This window comes from Mesorhizobium sp. INR15 (assembly GCF_015500075.1).
Lineage (GTDB): Bacteria > Pseudomonadota > Alphaproteobacteria > Rhizobiales > Rhizobiaceae > Mesorhizobium.
This window is the reverse complement of record NZ_CP045496.1, coordinates 3,388,848-3,405,133: the sequence shown is the minus strand read 5'-3', so window position 1 is coordinate 3,405,133 and position 16,286 is coordinate 3,388,848. Positions and strand designations below refer to the sequence as shown.

Genomic DNA, 16,286 nt, shown 5'->3' with positions numbered 1-16,286 from the left:
GCTTCCGGGGCTTGGTCAGGCTGTCTGATGGGCCTTGTGGGTCTGGCCTGGCTCAGTGATCGATGGACCGCCTGCCTGGCTCAGGAATGTCTGAATCTCCGCGTCGGTCGGCGCCGACGAACCGCCGTGCCGGGTGACCGATATCGCGGCTGCCGCATTTGCGTAGCGCGCCGCCTCGAAAGGCTGCACGCCTCGTGCCAGCGCGCTGATAAAGGCACCGATATGGGTATCGCCGGCGCCGTTTGTGTCGATCGCCGCAACCCGGAAGCCAGGAATGGCCTGGGCCGTGCCGTCGGCCAGCCGCACATGGCAGCCGCCAGCCCCGGAACGGATGACGACGCCATCCGCGTGCGGGCAATGGATTTTCAACAGCTGCGCCGCGACCGTCTCGACATCGCCCGGACCAGCAATCTCGGCTGCTTCGGTGGTGTTGCAGCTCAACCATGTCGTGCGGGCAAGCACCCGCGCCAGGATGGGATGCGGAATGTCCGAAATGATCGGTGTTGGATCAAAGGCGAAGGGAATGTCCGCCGGCAGCAGCTCAAGCCAGTCGGTCAGCGCATCGCGGCTTTCAGGATAGCTCAGCGTGTAGCCCGAGGTAAACACCCAATCTCCAGGCACGACCGACACAGGTGCCATCATGTCCAGGCTGAGCACGCTCTCCGCACCCGGCCATGAGATAAAGGTGCGTTCGGCATCCCTCGAGATCATGGCGACGCAATTCCCGCTGTCCATGACAGGCGATGGCGGTGTCAGCGTCTCGATGCCTGCCATGGCGAAGGCAGCGCGCAGGAAGTCGCCGTTCGGCCCGCTGCCGAGCTGGCCGCCGAAGACCACCTTCATGCCGGTACGGGCCGCCGCCACCATCATGTTGAAGCCGCCGCCGGCGACCTGGGCAAAACTCGAAGCGGTCTTTTCCGTGCCTGGCATCGGCAAGGCGTCGATACGGTAGACATAGTCGACCACCGCACTGCCGATATGGACGAGACGCCCACTCATGCCGCCGCGTCCTTGCCCGAACGGGCCTTTGTTGCCCTGGCGGCGAGGAGATCGATCGCCAATGCCTTCACCTCAGCAAGGTCGATGCCTCGCAGCTTGGCGATGCGATCCTGCGGTAGGTGCGCGAAACCGGTGCAGGCGCCGGCCATGCCGGCGGCTATGGCGCCGATCGTGTCGGTGTCGCCACCAAGATTGGCGCTGATGACGGCCGCCTGCCATGGATCTCCACCTGCGACTTCCAGCACGGCGAACGCTGCCGGAACCGATTCCTGGCTGGCAACGCCGGTGCCAACCAGATCAGTGATCAGCCGGATCGCGTCCTTTACCCGGTTGCCGCGAACAAGGTCCTGCGCCCACACGATCCGCGCGGCGATGTCGCCGCCGGTCACCCAGTTGCCGAGCATCGCCCCTCGCCTCGCCGCCGCGACGGCGCTGTCGGAAGCGGCGCGCCAGTCGCCACCGCCAATGCCACGGCTGACAGCGGCGGCAACGGCAGCCGCAGAGGCGATGGCAATCGAGGTATTGTGGGTGGCCCGGCAAGTCTCCGCCACCTTGGCGACAAACACATCCAATGGCTCGAGCGGCATCATGATGCCGACTGGCCCGATGCGCATGGCCGCACCATTGGTATCGCCGCTGCGCCCGGCCTCCTCAGCCGACACGCCATTGTTGATCGCATCGATGGCACGTTTGGTCGATGGCCCAAGAAGGTCATAGCTGCCGCGCGCCTTGACCTCGCGCTCCCAGTCGAGCAGCGCGTTGACCCAGCGCGCATGGTCGAAGCCATCGCCTGAAGCAGCCAGGATGCGCCCCAGCAGCAGCGCCTGCTCCGTGTCGTCGGTGATCGTGCCCGCAAGCAGCCCCTTCGACACCGGATGGTCGGCGAAAGGCGCGATGAAATCCTCGACATGGCCGTAGAGTTCGGCGATGCGGGCTGGAGACAGGAGCTGCGTCGGCATACCCAGCGCGTCGCCCAACGCGCCACCAATGAGAGCGCCCATGGCGCGATCGAGATGTTCCGTGGCGGTGTCCGACATTGCTCAGAACCTCATATGCAGCGCGAAATGCGCGGGGTTGAGCAGGCTGGTGACATATTCGATCGGCCGTTCGTCCGCGGCGCGGGTCAATCGGCGCCCGCGCAGGAACGGCGCTCCCAACGGACAACCGAGAATGGCAGCGTCCTCGGCGTTCAGCATTTCGATCCCGACCCATTCCTCGCCATGGTCGGGGACCAGACCGGCGGCACGCAACGTCTGGTGCAACGAACCTTCGCGCAGACCGCGCAAAGGCACATCCTCAAGTTCCGGCGACAGGGGCAGCCGGCTGCGTTCGATCGAGATTGCATGGCCATCGCTGGCATTGGTGCGCACGCGGTCAACAGCAATGAAAAACGGGCTTTCGATGCCAAGCAGCGCGGCAAGATCCGCATCCTCGATCACCTCGAGCCGCAGTGTTCGGGTCTCGGCATTCGCGCCGGCATTGGCCAGTGCCCGCGACCAGCCAATGGCATCGTCGACAGGCTTGCCATCGAAGGTGACGAAAGAGCCGATGCCGACCTTAGTGGTGATCAATCCGCGGCTGGACAGTTCTTCGAGGCCCTTGCGGACCGTATTGCGGCTGACGGAAAAGCGCTGGACGAGCTCGTTCTCGCTCTGCAGGCGGTCGCCAAAGCCAAGCACGCCGGAACGGATTTCATGTTCGAGAACGGTGGCGATCTGCTCGGGCTTGCCCGTGCCGGGAGACAGTTGAACCGCGCGCCGTTTCATATGGGTACCTGTTCACTATACCTGTATAATCCTGTTCAATATCGAGGTGTGACAGACTTGTCAACGGCATGTGCATGGAGATGAAAATGGCGGCAGGAGGCGCTGGCAGGCCTTGTGAAACCCGATCGCTACCGGCTTGGAACCTTGCTTGGCTCGACAAGAATGTCCGCCTCGATGGCAGCATTGATGAACGCCGCCCGCGCCACCCACGCTTCACGGCTGCCTTCGAGCACGGCCAGGCAAGCCTTTCTGGCAGCCATATGTTTCTGCCCGGTCGCGACAGGCCAGCGGTTGATCAGGATATCGGCGGCTTGGGCAACCCGCTCGACATTGAAAATCGTGTTCCCCGATCGGCCGAGCACAACCCGGACCGGCTCGTCGAAACGCTGATCTTTCACGATGCCACCTCCCCGAAGTTGGTATTCATCGATTCGCGGCCTTCAACCTCTCGCAATGTGATAGGTTCCGCGCCAAAGGTGCAATATGTCCGATACCATTGACCAGAAAAGACCCAAGCTGATCGTCGTCGTCGCCTTTGATCGCGGTGAGGATGGCGAACTGTTTCCCGCCTTTGGTCCCGCCGACCAGCAGAGCGAGGACCGTGCCATCCGCACCGCCAGGGCGTTGGCGGCAAAACATGCCGGCGTCATCGCCTGGAGCCGCGATGCGGACCCGATGCTTGGCGACTACGGACCACCAAACACGCTCTTCAGCAGCGGCGATCTCCCTGACATGGAGTGAATTCACTACATCGCCCGGCAGCGCGGAGCTAAGTTTGCCCTGCCGCACCTGAACGGGCCGAGCAAAAGGCTGCAGGCCTCGACATGACCGTTCAGAAATCCTGGCACCGATCTCCAAACTGAAATGAGATGCTGATCAGGAATAATCGGAAGGAACTGTTTGCCGAGCCGCACATTATTCTATCGGTCGTTTATTCCAATGACCTCCACAGAGAGGAATACTCAGATGAACATCAAGATGCTCAGCATGGGCGCGATGGCGCTTGCAATGATGACTGGCGCTGCATTAGCGGGCGGCAGCACCGGAACTTCGGCGCTCGACGATCCGGCAAAGATGACTCCGTTCTTTACCGACGCCGGCATGAAGACCATGAAGTCGGACGATGAATTCAAGGCTGCATGGATGGCGCTGACCGAGGAAGATCGGGCCTCGATGACCAAGGATTGCGGAGATAATGTCATCGGCAAATCGCACGACAATTTCTGCGCCAAGACAAAGCAGCTCGGCGGCGCGAACTGACAGGCGAAAACTTGGGCGCACATGCGCCAATCGAATATCGGAGAAAGGCGGGCAATGTGCTCGCCTTTTTTCGTTCAGCGACGATTACGCGTCATCTCCTCAAGCGGTCGCGGTCGTCCAGAATGCATAAACCTACCGCCTCAAGAAGAGTGGATTCTTCGAGCGATTTATGAGGACGTCCGAGGAACCGGCCATCGAGAGCGGACAACCGTTCTCCCTCCTTGCTAGGTCATTAGGGTCATTCGTATGTGATAAGTGAAAAGCAAAAGCCCGCCACGGCTAAGCCGAAGCGGGCCTGTTTGAAAGAACGGGGTGGGACCTCGTTCTTTTTGGTCCACAGGGGGTTTGTGGACCAATGGCACATTATCAAATTTCGAAAACGCGTCTGATCACATAGAAAGGTGCCTACATCACGATCCGGTTACGGTCTTCCGCGCACTCGTATCGCTAAATTCGCCCTAGCACGACCAGAACGACAATGATGATCAGCACCAGTCCGAGGCCACCGCCGCCATAATAGCCGGTGCCGTAGAACGGTCCGCCGCCAAGGCCGCTGAAGCCGCCCAGCAGAGCTATTACAAGAATGATGATGAGTATGGTTCCAAGACCCATGGTCTTCCCGCTCCCTTAGTGCGCTCTCGCGCTGGTTTGAACATCGCCACGCGGTGTCCGTGATGAGGTGAACGCTCAAATGGCATTAGCGTTCCGCACGCGGTGACTGGTTTGCGAGCCGACCGGCCGACGAAATGCAGAAAGCCCGCCAAATGGCGGGCTTTCCGACTGGCCGGAGGCCAGGAGAGTGCGGCCAAAGCCTCACGGCTGGTCTGACACTTCCATTCCTGCGGCGTCCTGACCAGCGTCAGCGACGGGCAATCAACAGACACAGCTGACGCAGGTCGCGATCGTAGACCCCGGAACTGCCGAGTACATCGACGCAACGCTTCTTCATCCGTGCCACCTGACTATCCGACATGTCAGCGACAACGCTTGGAAGGTTGGGGTTCCGCGGATTGCTCGGGTTGGACGGATTGCTCGGGTTGATCCCACCGCCAACGCCAACGCCGACACCAACCCCAATGCCGCCAGTACCGCCGACATTGGCGCCCAGGCCGGCCGTAATGCCGCCACCGCCACCAACATTGGCACCAAGACCAGCTGTGACACCATTGCTGCCGCCGACATTGGCGCCGACACCCGCGTTCACGCCCCGGGCCCCGCCGATGGAGGCACCAGCACCGGCATTGACACCACCACTGCCGCCAACCGACGCGCCAACACCAGCGCTGACGCCACCGCTACCACCGACCGAAGCTCCGACGCCGGCATTGACGCCGCCACTGCCACCGACCGAAGCACCGACGCCAAGACCAAGGCCGGCGGCGCCAGCGGGCATCGAAAGAGTCAAAATTATTGCGCTACCTGCCAACATACTGGCGACTGTTTTGATGGTAAAAGCCATAACACTCTCCTGTTGTCGTTGCACTAAGACAGCCGGCACATCGCCGATTGCACATAAACTAACGTCAGAAAGAGTTTCTCAGTTTCAAATTCCAAATACAGAATGATTCTAATGGTGTTTGATCGTGAAATGAGCGAAGTAAAATAATATTAAAACTTGAATTTATCTTTGCATATATCAAATATTTCAAGTAAAATATCGATATACATACGAAGAGTACAAAAAAATCGTTTTTATGAGAATTGAGCGAGACGGGCTCGTCTACCGGCCTCTACAAATGCTTCGATTCCTTTGGCGGCAGGCCAACCCGCCCTATGCGAACGGCACCAAACCCGGATTGGCGGCTCCAAGCCCGCCACAGTCATCTCCATGAGGGCGAATGCGCCGGATCTTGCGAATCCACCGGTTTCAAAAACCCGCCATCGAGTTCACCAGATTGCAATTCCTGCTTGCATTTTGGAACAAATAAGGAACAATAACCTGAACGCCATCGAAGTGGCCGGGGTTTTCGGGGGAGGACCAGTAAATGGCGAGTTGGAATGGTGCGGGGCTGGCCGCCGCCGCGACAGGGTTGTTCGTTTTGGCGAAATGTTGGCCTTGCCGGCGGTGGCTGGCTGGCTTTGCTGTCATTTTGGCCCTGAGCACTCCAGCGCTTGCTGATGATTTCACGCGCGGCAATTACGATAGCGCCGCCGCCGCCGACTGCAGGCAAGCAATCAAGCTCGACCCGAAAGGGGCCATCGCCTGCAACCAACAGGTCGCAGGCGATGTTGCCCAGCCAAACGCACCGGCCCTTGTGGAAAGGCGCCCCGACGCCGCCAAGGTGCTGTTCGAACGGGGCATGGTGCGGCTGTCAAAATATGGTGTCGAGGGTGCGATTCTCGATTTCGACAGGTCGATCAGCCTGGACCCGAACAACGCCGCCGCGTTCTTCAGCCGCAGCCGGGCAAAGACGCTCAAAGGCGATTATGCTGGCGCCGCCGCCGACTGCCGGCGCGCGATCGATCTTGATGCGAACCGGGCCGGCAGTTGTAGCGAGCAGGCCTCGGCCGTCGAGAGCTCCCCGTCGGCGCCAAGCGGAAACCAACCACCCAACGCATCCGGCCAGACGATGGCTGAGATTGCGAATGACACGCCAGTACCGTCACCGCCAATCCCGCTAACCAGGACCGCCGACCCACGCGCCCTGGCCGCTGTCGCCGCGGGCAAGCTCCAATATGGCAAGGGCAAATACAAAAGAGCCATTTCCAAATTCGACAGCGCCATAGCCTTGGACCCTGACATTGCCGAGGCTTATGGCTATCGCGGCCTTGCTTGGGCTCAGCAAGGTAAATACGGCCGCGCCATCGTCGACTATGACCGCGCCATTGCGTTGGAACCGACGAACGCCAACTACCATTTCGCCCGCGCCCTGGCTTGGAGCGAGAAGAATGACGACGACCGTGCCATCGCTGACTATGACAAGGCGATAGAGATCGATCCGAACTTTGCCATCACCCACTACTTGCGCGGCATCGCTCGGCTGAAGAGGGCTGACTACGACGGCGCTATCGCGGACTTCGACCAGGCAATTCAGCTCGATCCCAACCTTGCCGGAGTAGCCGCGCGTCGTAAGTCGGCGATCGCGGCCAAGGCCAAAGTCGGCAATACCGACCCGCCAGATCCCAATGCCACCGACCCGGTCGCCCTGGCTGCCGTGGCAAGAGGCAATTCCTCGTATGACGGAGGCAACTACGACCGTGCCATAACCGAGTACGACAAGGCCATTGCGATCGCTCCGGACAGCCCATTCGCGTATCTCAGGCGAGGTGACGCCTGGTCAGCCAAGCGCGTTTACGACCGCGCCATTGCCGATTACGATCAGGTCATCCGGCTCAATCCAGACCAGATACGGGCGCATATAAGCCGGGGCATCGCCAAGGCCACACAAGGCGATGCCGACGGAGCTCTCGTTGATTGCGGCCGCGCAGCCAGCCTCGATCCCACCGCCCGTGACGCCTATTTCTGCAAAGGCATGGTATGGCATACGAAGGGCGACTACGCGCGCGCAATCGCCGCTTACACGACAGCGCTTACCATCGATCCGAAAGACGCTGCCAGTTACTACGGGCGCGGTTTGGCCTGGGCAGACAAGAAAGGCTATGACAGCGCTATTGCCGACTTTGACAAGGCAATCAGGCTCAACCCCGAAAATGGCGAGTTCCGCGCAGGACGCAAGGCGGTCATCGCGGCGAAGGCCAAGGGTAGCAAAGCCGCCGATGCCGTTGGCTCGGATCCCAAGAACGTCAACTCATTCATAGATCGGGGCAAAGCCCTCTACCAAAAGGGCAAATATGACAGCGCCATTGTCGAATACGGCCGCGCCATCGCGCTCGAGCCGGAGGGGGCCTCGGCATATGTCTGGCGAGGCATGTCGCGGGTCGAGATTGGTGATTACGATAGTGCCATCGCCGACTACAGCAAGGTGATCGCGCTTTATCCCGCCTATTTCGACGCCTTCCTGGGCCGCGCGGTTGCCTGGGGCAAAAAGAATGAACTGGGTCGCGCAATCGCGGATTACGATCGCGCGGTCGAGATCGACCCTAAATATGCGCCCGCTTATTTCGGCCGTGGAAGCGATTGGTTCGCCAAGGGCGACTACGATCGCGCCATCGCCGATTTCGACAAGGCGATCAGGCTCGATCCAAACCTGGCGATCGTCCAGAAGAGCCGGGAACTCGCAGTGGCCGCGAGGGCGAAATCATCGGCCGCGAAAAATGGCGCCCGGATCCTGAGTTCCGTCGCCAGGCAAGCAATAGAACAAGGCACGATCTGGCGTTCTCAAAACGACTTCGACCGGGCCATCGCACAGTACGATCTGGCAATCATGGCGGACCCCACCTACGGCCCGGCCTACACTCTGCGTGGCTTTTCCCGGGCTCTGAAAGGAGACCACGACAAAGCCATGGAAGACTATGACAAGGCGATCGAACTCAGCCCCGAATTCATCGATACTTATTTCTATCGCTCCGCCATCTGGTGGCAGAAAGGCGACATCGACCGGGGCATTGCGGATCTGACCACGATCATCGCCTTGCAGCCCGACAATGCGGATGCCTATGTGCTACGCAGCCGTGGCTGGGCCGCCAAACACGATTGCGACCGCATCCTCGCGGACTCCAACAAAGCGGTCAGCCTGCGTCCCACCGATGCAGAGGCCTATTACAACCGTGGTTTCTGCTGGCACAAAAAGAAGAAATACAAAACCGCCATTGCCGATTTCGACAAAGCGATCAGCCTCAATCCGAAATATACCGATGCTTATAGCGCCCGAAGCCTGGCTTGGGAGGCAAAGGGCAACCGCAAGCGAGCACAGGCCGACCGCGACAAGGCGCTTGGCCTCGGCGCGAAATAGGTAGTTTGCAAGGAGACCCCTTATGGTGAATTGGAAAGGTGCGGGTGTGGCCGCCGTTGCCATTGTGTCGTTCGTTTTGGTGAAGGCGCTACCTTGGACGCTCGGCCTCGCGGGCGGCAAATATCTCTATGAAACGGCCATGGGTACGCCGGCCGCAACGCCGCGCACACTGACGACGGCTCAGGTCAGCGACCAATTGCTGAGCCAGGAATTCAAGATCTTCCTGGCAATCAAGCAGGAATTTCCTGAAGACTATGACGAAATTGTCCAGAAGATCACGGCCGTGGCCAGAGCGGAAGGAAGCGTGAATCAGGTGCGCGAGGTGAGCAGGACAGCGGTGGCCGATCTTAGGCACAAATATGCCTCGGTGCTGCCCTCGACCCCAGACAGCGATGCCTCGGAAGCGCTCCGCGCCCAACTCGACATGCTCAACCACGTCATGGCACGGGAATCTCCCACGACCTGCAACGGCTATCTCAAAAACGGGCCGGGCGCCCTGAGCGCGCCTGCTCATGAGCAGATGATGGATATGGATGCTATCGGCGCGACCTTGATCCGCGCCTATGGAGCAGCAAGGCGTAGCGGCCTGGCGGCGGCTCCCGCCAGCGACGAGGATTGGTCGATGGCCGCCAGCGCTTTTGTCGCTGCCGGGGGGACACAGGCCGACATGGAAGCAATCGGCACCGCCAACCAGGCGTATGAGGGCCTATGCCCGGCGCTTTCGAAATTCTATGCCGCAGCGTTGTCAATGCGGGGAGAACCGGGTCGGCATGTCAAAACCGCCCTGCTCTATGAGATCGCCCGAAACTAGAACTGGCTTTTGTTTTGTTGGCCAGATCCGATTTCATAGGAAAAGCGACAAGCTTTGGCCCATATGGCTATCGCTAGAATGGATTTTGAAATCAGGTCGCTGGGCACTACCGGGCGTCCGGCATCGCACAAGATGCCGGAGGCAGCGCGGCGTCGCGCAGCAAGAACCATGTCCGCGTGGGACCACCGCTGGATTCGAAGGCATGATGCCATGAACCGTATTTCGATATGCCTGAGCCTGCTTGTGGCCTGCGGGGCAACCATGGCTGCCGTGCTTCCCGACAAGGGCGTCGTCGAGCGGCGCCAGGCCTCGATGAAAGAGATGGCCGCTTCCGTCAAGACGATCGCCGGGATGTTTGGTGGAAAGGTGGCTTACGACGTACAGGCGTTCAAGCAGGCGGCCGGGAAGGTTCCTCTTTACACCAGTGCCCTGGCTGCGGAATTCCCGAACGAGACACTGGGGCAGCCTTCGGCGGCAAAGCTCGAAATTGGCCAGTCGCGCGAGGAATTCAACGCGCTGGCCGACCACATCGCATCGCTCGCGAGCGCTTTGTCGCGGCAAGCAGACGGAGCACCGGCGGATGGCATCCCAAAGGCCATGAGGATGGGACCGGGGATGGCGATGGGCGGCGGCAGCTTGCTGGGCAAGCGGTCTGGCGCTGCTGAGCATGCCGATCCGTCCGCCCTGGCTGCCGAGCATCTCGTTCACCTGATCCTCCAGGACTGCACCAGCTGCCACGCGAAATTCCGCGAGAAGGCACCGTGACGGATGGGCCGTACCCGGCCCATCCGTTCAGCCCTCTACCTTGCCGAACAGCTGTATCGCGGGGCGCGGTCTTGGGATGGGGGTCCGCGCGAACAGGCGGCGAAAATTCACGAGTCGTTTGAGCAGACGGCTGTAGGTAAAGTACAGCACTCGACCGTCGGCAAGATCCAATGCCACGGTTCCCCAACGTTTGGCGGCCGCCTTTCCGGTTGGCGGTCCCAGTCTTCGGATCTGGAATGCAAGCCGGACATTTTGACCGGCGACATCCACGTAAATCCCTGGATGCAGGCCGAGCACCTGCCACATGCGGTCGGCATGCTCCCTCGTCAGCGCCTGCGAAATCATCAGATGTCTGGGCTCGAGCCGCGCCCAGCCAAAGTCACCAGCAGGCTGTGGCAATCCAGTTAACGCGCCCCTGCAATAGGCCGGCACCGCCTCGCTTGCCAGCATCCGCATTGACGTTGCCGCCGCATTGGTCAGGCTTCCCAGCGAGTGCCAGTCCCCCGCGCAAAACGGCACCTGTGCGAGAATGTCGCCTTCATCAAATCCAGCCGTCATCCTGTGCAACGTCACCCCGCCGTGCACAGCTTGCTGGCCATCAGCCACGAGGCGATGAAACGGATGCGGGCCACGATAATAGGGCAATAGCGCGGGATGAAGATTGAGGCCGCCCCTTGGAAAGGCGTCAAGCAAGCTTTGCGGGATCCGGTTGGGAAAGGCGTAACAGATCAGCACGTCGGCTTTGGCACCCGACAACTGCTTGCCGAGCATGTCCCAATCGTAAGGCCGGCCAAATTCTATCAGCCTTACCTGCGTGTTGCCGACATAGTGCGCGAGCAAACGCTGGCGCTTACGTCTCCTGCGGAAATTGCTGATGCTGAAGTGTGTGTGCTTCCGCAACCCTGGCACCACGATCGCGGCGATATGGTTTCCCGCTTCCACCTATCCCGCGAGCATCGGCCCGTTATATCTGGAGATGCCCAGCACAAAGATTGCGGAGACCGGGCCTTGCCCAGGCAACGGGTTCAATCGCATCCAGACTTCCAGTGTCCGGCGAAAGCAGGCCTTCCCCGAGACCGTTCACGAACACCATCCAGGTAGTTTCAAAGGCCCAGCCGGGCAGCAACAGTTTGAGCGGTACCGATCAGACCGCCGGCTTTGAAGAAAGCGGCGCTGTTGCGGTAATGGCCAAAAGCCGCTGACGCCTCACCAGAGCGGGCTTTTCATAAACTTTCTTCATGCACACCTCCTAGGATCAAATCAGCATCGGCAGTTGGCCAGCGATGGGACAAGCTGTCAACCATCAGCCGGATTGGCCCGGCGACGGCGTATGGCGGAGGTTGCGGCAGGATTGGATCGGGGCCGAGGCCCCGATCCGGCTCGTCAATCTCAGGAAACGGCCTTCTCGCGAACCGGCAGTTTCCAGCCCGGCCTGACGAAATGGCAGGTGTAGCCGTTGGGGTATTTCTCAAGATAATCCTGGTGCTCGGGCTCGGCCTCCCAGAAAGGGCCGACCGGAGCGACTTCGGTCGCGACCTTGCCTGGCCAAAGGCCGGAGGCATCCACATCGGCGATGGTGTCTTCCGCGACGCGCTTCTGTTCATCGCTGGTGTAGTAGATCGCCGAGCGATAGCTCATGCCGACATCATTGCCCTGGCGGTTGCGGGTCGTCGGATCGTGGATCTGGAAAAAGCGTTCCAGCAGTGTGCGATAACCGATCACTGCTGGATCGAAATTGATCTCGATGGCTTCGGCATGGTTGCCATGGTTGCGGTAGGTTGCATTGGGCACATCGCCGCCGCTGTAGCCAACGCGCGTCGACGTCACGCCGGGATAGCGTCGTATCAGATCCTGCATGCCCCAGAAGCAGCCTCCCGCAAGGACTGCGCGTTCGGTCGAAGTCGCCATGGTCACGTCTCCTCTTTTTTGGATTTCTCCATAAGTGGGCATTGTCACGGCTTTCGTCCAGTCAATCACACGCGAGGTGAAGGCGCGGCGCCCAAGGCCGACGGTCAGTTGCGCCAGTCCTACTCCTCGGGCTCGGCAGGCGGACCACTTGGCAGGTCGCTTGTTCCCGGTGGTATGACGACGAAATTGATCGCCAGCGGCGGCGCCTGGCGTGACCAGTCGAGCAGAACGGTCTTGACCGGAAACGTCTTGATCCAGGGTACGAGGCGCCGTGGCGGCTCTTCGCTGCCTTGCCAGACCAGGAGCATGCCTTGCTCCTGGAGCCGCTTCGGCGTGATCCAGGGAGCAAAGCGCATGTCGAGACCAGTAAAGATCGACGGCTTGTCATAAGCATTCAGGCCGGCAAGCATGGCCAGGCCACTATCGCCGCCGACGATGCCCAGTGGGCCCTTGACGTTCTCATGCCAAACGGTTTCCGCTTGCTCGGACATCAATTGCGCCGGCCAGCAGACCGACACCATATGCCCGAACACATTGCAGCTTGCCGACCGGATTGCCGCGTATGCACTGGACATGCCGACAATGCAAACCGCCGCGCAGATCGCCAGCCTGCGCATCTCGGAAACGCCCAGCCTCTTCCCAAGACCGGCAACGGCCACAAGGCCTATGAGATTGTACATCGGCGCCCCCCACGCCTCGCCCGCACCGGTGAACAGCGAGGCCACCATCACAAGGCCCGCCGGCCCCAACCCCATCCATAGGAGATAGGTGAACGCCCGCGGCTCGACGGGCGCCTCCTGCGATACGGGCTCGTCTGGTGACGGGCGCCGCAGCAGCCCCGATATGGCGAGAACGGCAAGGAAGCCCGCGAGCCCGGCCAGTTGCACACCGATATAATAAAGGCGGGCGCGATGAGCGAGCACCCAGCCGTCGCGACCGGCGACGTAGGTCAGCGGCAGGAAATCGATGCGGAAGAGTTCCATCACGAGCGGCGCCGCGACGCCGAGGAAAACCGCGAACCCAAGCCAGGGCCACGGCGTTGCGAGCCGGCTGCGCGCGCGGGCATCGCACAACAGCCAAAGCGCGCCGAACACAAGCAGCAGCCCGGTGGAGAACTTGGCGTAGAGTCCGACGCCGGACACAAGTCCCAATGCAACCCACCAGAGCGCTCCATTACCACGCGTTGCGCGCCACAAAAGCCATGAAATGGCGGCCCAGAACGGCATCTGCGCGAAGTCGTGGTTGAATTGCGGGGTTGGCCAACCGAAGAAATAGATCGAGGGCATCAAGAGCACGGCAGCCAGCGCGCGTGTCCGCCCCACCATGTCGCGGCCCAGCAGGTAGACGAACACGAACGTCGACGAGACGACAAGCTGCGCGAGCAGGTATTGCGGCCAACGGAAAGAGCCGGTGAGTAGATGGCTGGTTTCAAGCAGCCATGCCGGAAGCTGCGGGTGCTTGTAGGTCAGCAGCACCCATTCGCGCCCCCACATGAAGCCTTCGACGACGTCACCCGGCGGCGCCGAGGTGACGAGCGCCGGCATGATGGTCCAGCACAGGATCTGCGTCAGGCACAAAAGCGTGAGAGCCAATTCCGGATGGCGGACCAGAGCCGACCAGACCGACGATTGATGCCCGCCGCCTTGAATTGGCGCGCCGGCTGGCCGCCAGCTGTCCATGGATTCGTCGATTTGCGTCATGCGGCGGATAAATCACACCGGACGGTTTTCCGGATAGCCCAGAACACAAAGCTTACGAAAATGTATACTTACGCGACCACAGCAAGACCAAGATTGAGGCGGTATTTTGCGCCCTTATGCTACCCCTCCCCTCATAGCAAGCAGAACAGGAATGGAAGACGCCACCCAGGAGCATCTCGAGAACGCCGAGCATCTCGAGAACGCCGAGCATGCCGAGCGCGCCGCGCATGAAGGCAGTTCATTTCTGACCACTGTATCGGTGACCATAGCCGTGCTTGCCGTTCTAGCGGCAACGGTGGGCAGCTTCGAATCGCTGGAAACCGCCGAGACGATCAATGACAAGAGCGAAGCTGCCTATTTGCAGAATAAGGCAAGCGACCAGTGGAGCTTCTTCGAGGCAAAAAGCATCAAGAAAAACAGCTATGAGATCGCAGCAGCGATGGGCGGGGCTGCGGCGGACCGATTTCAAGCCGAGGCGAACCGCAACGATGCCGACAGCACCGCGATACAGGCCAAGGCAATCAATCTTGAAAAGCAGGTCAACGACAAGCTCGATGACAGCACGGTGCGCGAGCATCGCCACCACGTCCTGACATTCGCTGTCACACTGCTGCACATCTCGATCGCTGTCGCCACTCTGTCCATCATAACGCACGGCAGGCGCTGGCCATGGATCGGCTCGCTGGTACTTGGCGCATTGGGCGTCGTAGCCGCTGGTGTTGCCTACGTCTGACGGAATCCGCCACCCGCGCTCCAAACCATTTCACCAACAAGCCCCAGGACTTACAATGCGCCATAAGCATGCCGTCATCCACTACCGTGCCCTGGATTTCTGGCTAGCGCGCGCGTCGGTACTGGTCATCATCTGCCTGCAGCTGCTGGTCATCAACGATCTCTCTTTTGGTCCGCGCTGGCTGGCGCCGGCACTGGAAGCCGCCTTGCTGCTGCCGCTGTCAGTGGCAACGGCCTGGACACAGGCCGCCACCCGAAAGGCGGTCGAGGATCACGAGTGGCACGCGATCGGCCAGTTTCGCGTCATGATCCGCAGGACAGCCCTGACCATGACCGCCGTCATCAGCGTCATGAATTGCGGTTCGCTGGTTCTGCTGGTTCGTGCGTTGCTGGAAGGTCATGCCGGCAACAACGGCACGACGCTGCTCATTGACGCCCTCAACATCTGGATCACCAACGTCATTGTCTTCGCTTTGTGGTTCTGGAGCACGGACCGAGGCGGGCCGCCAACCTGCGGTCTGGTCAAGCTCGCACAGGCGGATTTCCTCTTTCCTCAAATGACGCTGAACGACCGCGAGCTACGCGACTGGCTGCCCGGTTTTGTTGACTATGTCTTCCTCGCCTTCACCAATGCGACAGCCTTTTCCCCGACCGATACGCTGCCGCTCAGCCAGCGCGCCAAGCTGCTGATGATGGCCGAGTCGATGATTTCGCTGCTGACTGTCGCCCTTGTCGCGGCGCGCGCGGTCAACATTCTGGCGTAGGAGAGGTCGTCGAGAAGCGCAGCGGCCTAGGGCGCGACATGCACTACACACCGGCCTGACGCGCCCAGCACTCGGAAACGAAAAATAACCCGCCCGTCGAACCGGAGCGGGCTGTTTGATCATTGTGGAAGTTTCCGTTGTCTCAGCGGCGCTTGCCAAGCTTGCAACCGCCGAGCAGATTGACACGGATGCCGGTCGTTGGCCGTCAATCCAACGTGAGATCGCGTTCGAAGAAGACCTGGTCGCGCAGCGGTATGCCGTCCACGAGCGCCTCCTCGGGATAGCCGGTCGACGGCACGAATGCATCCTGGACAATGCGGTACATCCGAAAACCCTGCCTCTGGTAGAAACGCAGATTGCCTATATCGGCGGTGGCAGTGGACACGATCAGGCGCCTCCCGTTGCCCTCGCGACAGCGGCTGACCGCGGCCGCCACGAGAGCACGGCCCAGCCCCTCACCTTGCCGTTCCTCGCGAACCGCCATGCTCTTGAGTTCGAACACGCCAGCGTCACCCGTCTCGAATATCTGCACATGGCCAAGGATCAGGCCGCCCTCACAAGCCACCAACACCTCACCCAGGCGAAAGTAGCTCGAAATCTGCGCGCTGGAGTCGTCGGCAAGCGCAAACAGCGGTAATAACACGTCGCGGTCTGCATCGTATTTCTCAATATGCATAGACAAGTCCGGGAATCCTGTGGCGATCGACGGTTACGATCTTGAGCGCCAG

General features: G+C 60.7%; 18 protein-coding genes. 7 read left to right on the top strand and 11 right to left on the bottom strand.

The genetic code is table 11. From position 1 onward, the window contains the following. Positions 1–15 precede the first annotated feature (15 nt). The 4 genes from GA829_RS16655 to GA829_RS16640 all read right to left on the bottom strand — a co-directional run bounded on the left by GA829_RS16655 (position 16) and on the right by GA829_RS16640 (position 3,163). Positions 16–999, bottom strand: coding sequence for a PfkB family carbohydrate kinase (locus GA829_RS16655; protein ID WP_195173811.1), 984 nt, complete (start codon positions 997–999; stop codon positions 16–18). Next, positions 996–2,036 (bottom strand): ADP-ribosylglycohydrolase family protein, encoded by a 1,041-nt coding sequence (locus GA829_RS16650; protein WP_195173810.1) that lies wholly within the window; start codon positions 2,034–2,036, stop codon positions 996–998. Before GA829_RS16650 ends, GA829_RS16655 begins: the two co-directional genes overlap by 4 nt. 3 nt (positions 2,037–2,039) lie before the next feature. Further along, positions 2,040–2,765 (bottom strand): GntR family transcriptional regulator, encoded by a 726-nt coding sequence (locus tag GA829_RS16645; RefSeq protein ID WP_195173809.1) that lies wholly within the window; start codon positions 2,763–2,765, stop codon positions 2,040–2,042. A 128-nt stretch (positions 2,766–2,893) separates the two neighbouring features. Next, positions 2,894–3,163, bottom strand: coding sequence for a DUF982 domain-containing protein (locus tag GA829_RS16640; RefSeq protein ID WP_195173808.1), 270 nt, complete (start codon positions 3,161–3,163; stop codon positions 2,894–2,896). A gap of 85 nt (positions 3,164–3,248) precedes the next feature. On the opposite strand from GA829_RS16640, the gene GA829_RS16635 reads away from it, so the two are divergent. Both GA829_RS16635 and GA829_RS16630 read left to right on the top strand, forming a co-directional pair. Beyond that, positions 3,249–3,506, top strand: coding sequence for a hypothetical protein (locus GA829_RS16635; protein WP_195173807.1), 258 nt, complete (start codon positions 3,249–3,251; stop codon positions 3,504–3,506). Between the two features lie 225 nt (positions 3,507–3,731). Next, entirely contained in the window at positions 3,732–4,025 is a 294-nt protein-coding gene (locus tag GA829_RS16630) for a hypothetical protein (protein ID WP_195179693.1), read from the top strand. Between the two features lie 447 nt (positions 4,026–4,472). Here the strand turns inward: GA829_RS16630 and GA829_RS16625 are convergent, their stop codons facing one another. The 3 genes from GA829_RS16625 to GA829_RS16615 all read right to left on the bottom strand — a co-directional run bounded on the left by GA829_RS16625 (position 4,473) and on the right by GA829_RS16615 (position 6,114). After that, positions 4,473–4,637 carry a DUF3309 family protein gene (locus tag GA829_RS16625; protein WP_195173806.1) on the bottom strand — a complete coding sequence of 55 codons (165 nt, stop codon included), beginning with the start codon at positions 4,635–4,637 and terminating at the stop codon, positions 4,473–4,475. Positions 4,638–4,884: 247 nt separating this feature from the next. Beyond that, positions 4,885–5,418: a hypothetical protein gene (locus GA829_RS16620; RefSeq protein ID WP_374940354.1), complete on the bottom strand. Its 534-nt coding sequence runs from the start codon at positions 5,416–5,418 to the stop codon at positions 4,885–4,887. Positions 5,419–5,892: 474 nt separating this feature from the next. After that, positions 5,893–6,114, bottom strand: coding sequence for a hypothetical protein (locus tag GA829_RS16615; protein WP_195173804.1), 222 nt, complete (start codon positions 6,112–6,114; stop codon positions 5,893–5,895). 1 nt (position 6,115) lies between these two features. On the opposite strand from GA829_RS16615, the gene GA829_RS16610 reads away from it, so the two are divergent. The 3 genes from GA829_RS16610 (at position 6,116) to GA829_RS16600 (ending at position 10,454) form a co-directional block, all read left to right on the top strand. After that, positions 6,116–8,878, top strand: coding sequence for a tetratricopeptide repeat protein (locus tag GA829_RS16610; RefSeq protein WP_195173803.1), 2,763 nt, complete (start codon positions 6,116–6,118; stop codon positions 8,876–8,878). A 22-nt stretch (positions 8,879–8,900) separates the two neighbouring features. Beyond that, a complete protein-coding gene (locus tag GA829_RS16605) occupies positions 8,901–9,689 on the top strand; it encodes a hypothetical protein (RefSeq protein WP_195173802.1) in 789 nt (262 codons plus the stop codon). 78 nt (positions 9,690–9,767) lie between these two features. Further along, positions 9,768–10,454: a cytochrome c gene (locus GA829_RS16600; protein ID WP_258051626.1), complete on the top strand. Its 687-nt coding sequence runs from the start codon at positions 9,768–9,770 to the stop codon at positions 10,452–10,454. A 27-nt stretch (positions 10,455–10,481) separates the two neighbouring features. Here the strand turns inward: GA829_RS16600 and GA829_RS16595 are convergent, their stop codons facing one another. From GA829_RS16595 to GA829_RS16585, 3 genes are all read right to left on the bottom strand, one after another. Beyond that, entirely contained in the window at positions 10,482–11,396 is a 915-nt protein-coding gene (locus GA829_RS16595) for a formyltransferase family protein (protein WP_195173801.1), read from the bottom strand. A gap of 447 nt (positions 11,397–11,843) precedes the next feature. Continuing rightward, the gene (gene msrA / locus GA829_RS16590) at positions 11,844–12,362 is read right to left on the bottom strand and encodes a peptide-methionine (S)-S-oxide reductase MsrA (protein WP_195173800.1); all 519 of its coding nucleotides are present in this window, start codon (positions 12,360–12,362) and stop codon (positions 11,844–11,846) included. A 119-nt stretch (positions 12,363–12,481) separates the two neighbouring features. Continuing rightward, the gene (locus tag GA829_RS16585) at positions 12,482–14,062 is read right to left on the bottom strand and encodes a glycosyltransferase family 39 protein (RefSeq protein WP_258051625.1); all 1,581 of its coding nucleotides are present in this window, start codon (positions 14,060–14,062) and stop codon (positions 12,482–12,484) included. 151 nt (positions 14,063–14,213) lie between these two features. Between GA829_RS16585 and GA829_RS16580 the strand changes: the two genes are divergently transcribed. After that, positions 14,214–14,795 (top strand): DUF4337 family protein, encoded by a 582-nt coding sequence (locus GA829_RS16580; RefSeq protein WP_195173799.1) that lies wholly within the window; start codon positions 14,214–14,216, stop codon positions 14,793–14,795. A 55-nt stretch (positions 14,796–14,850) separates the two neighbouring features. After that, the gene (locus GA829_RS16575) at positions 14,851–15,558 is read left to right on the top strand and encodes a hypothetical protein (RefSeq protein WP_195173798.1); all 708 of its coding nucleotides are present in this window, start codon (positions 14,851–14,853) and stop codon (positions 15,556–15,558) included. A gap of 205 nt (positions 15,559–15,763) precedes the next feature. On the opposite strand, the gene GA829_RS16570 is transcribed toward GA829_RS16575, so the two are convergent. Then, positions 15,764–16,234, bottom strand: a complete 471-nt coding sequence (locus GA829_RS16570) for a GNAT family N-acetyltransferase (protein WP_195173797.1) — start codon at positions 16,232–16,234, stop codon at positions 15,764–15,766. Between the last annotated feature and the right edge of the window lie 52 nt (positions 16,235–16,286).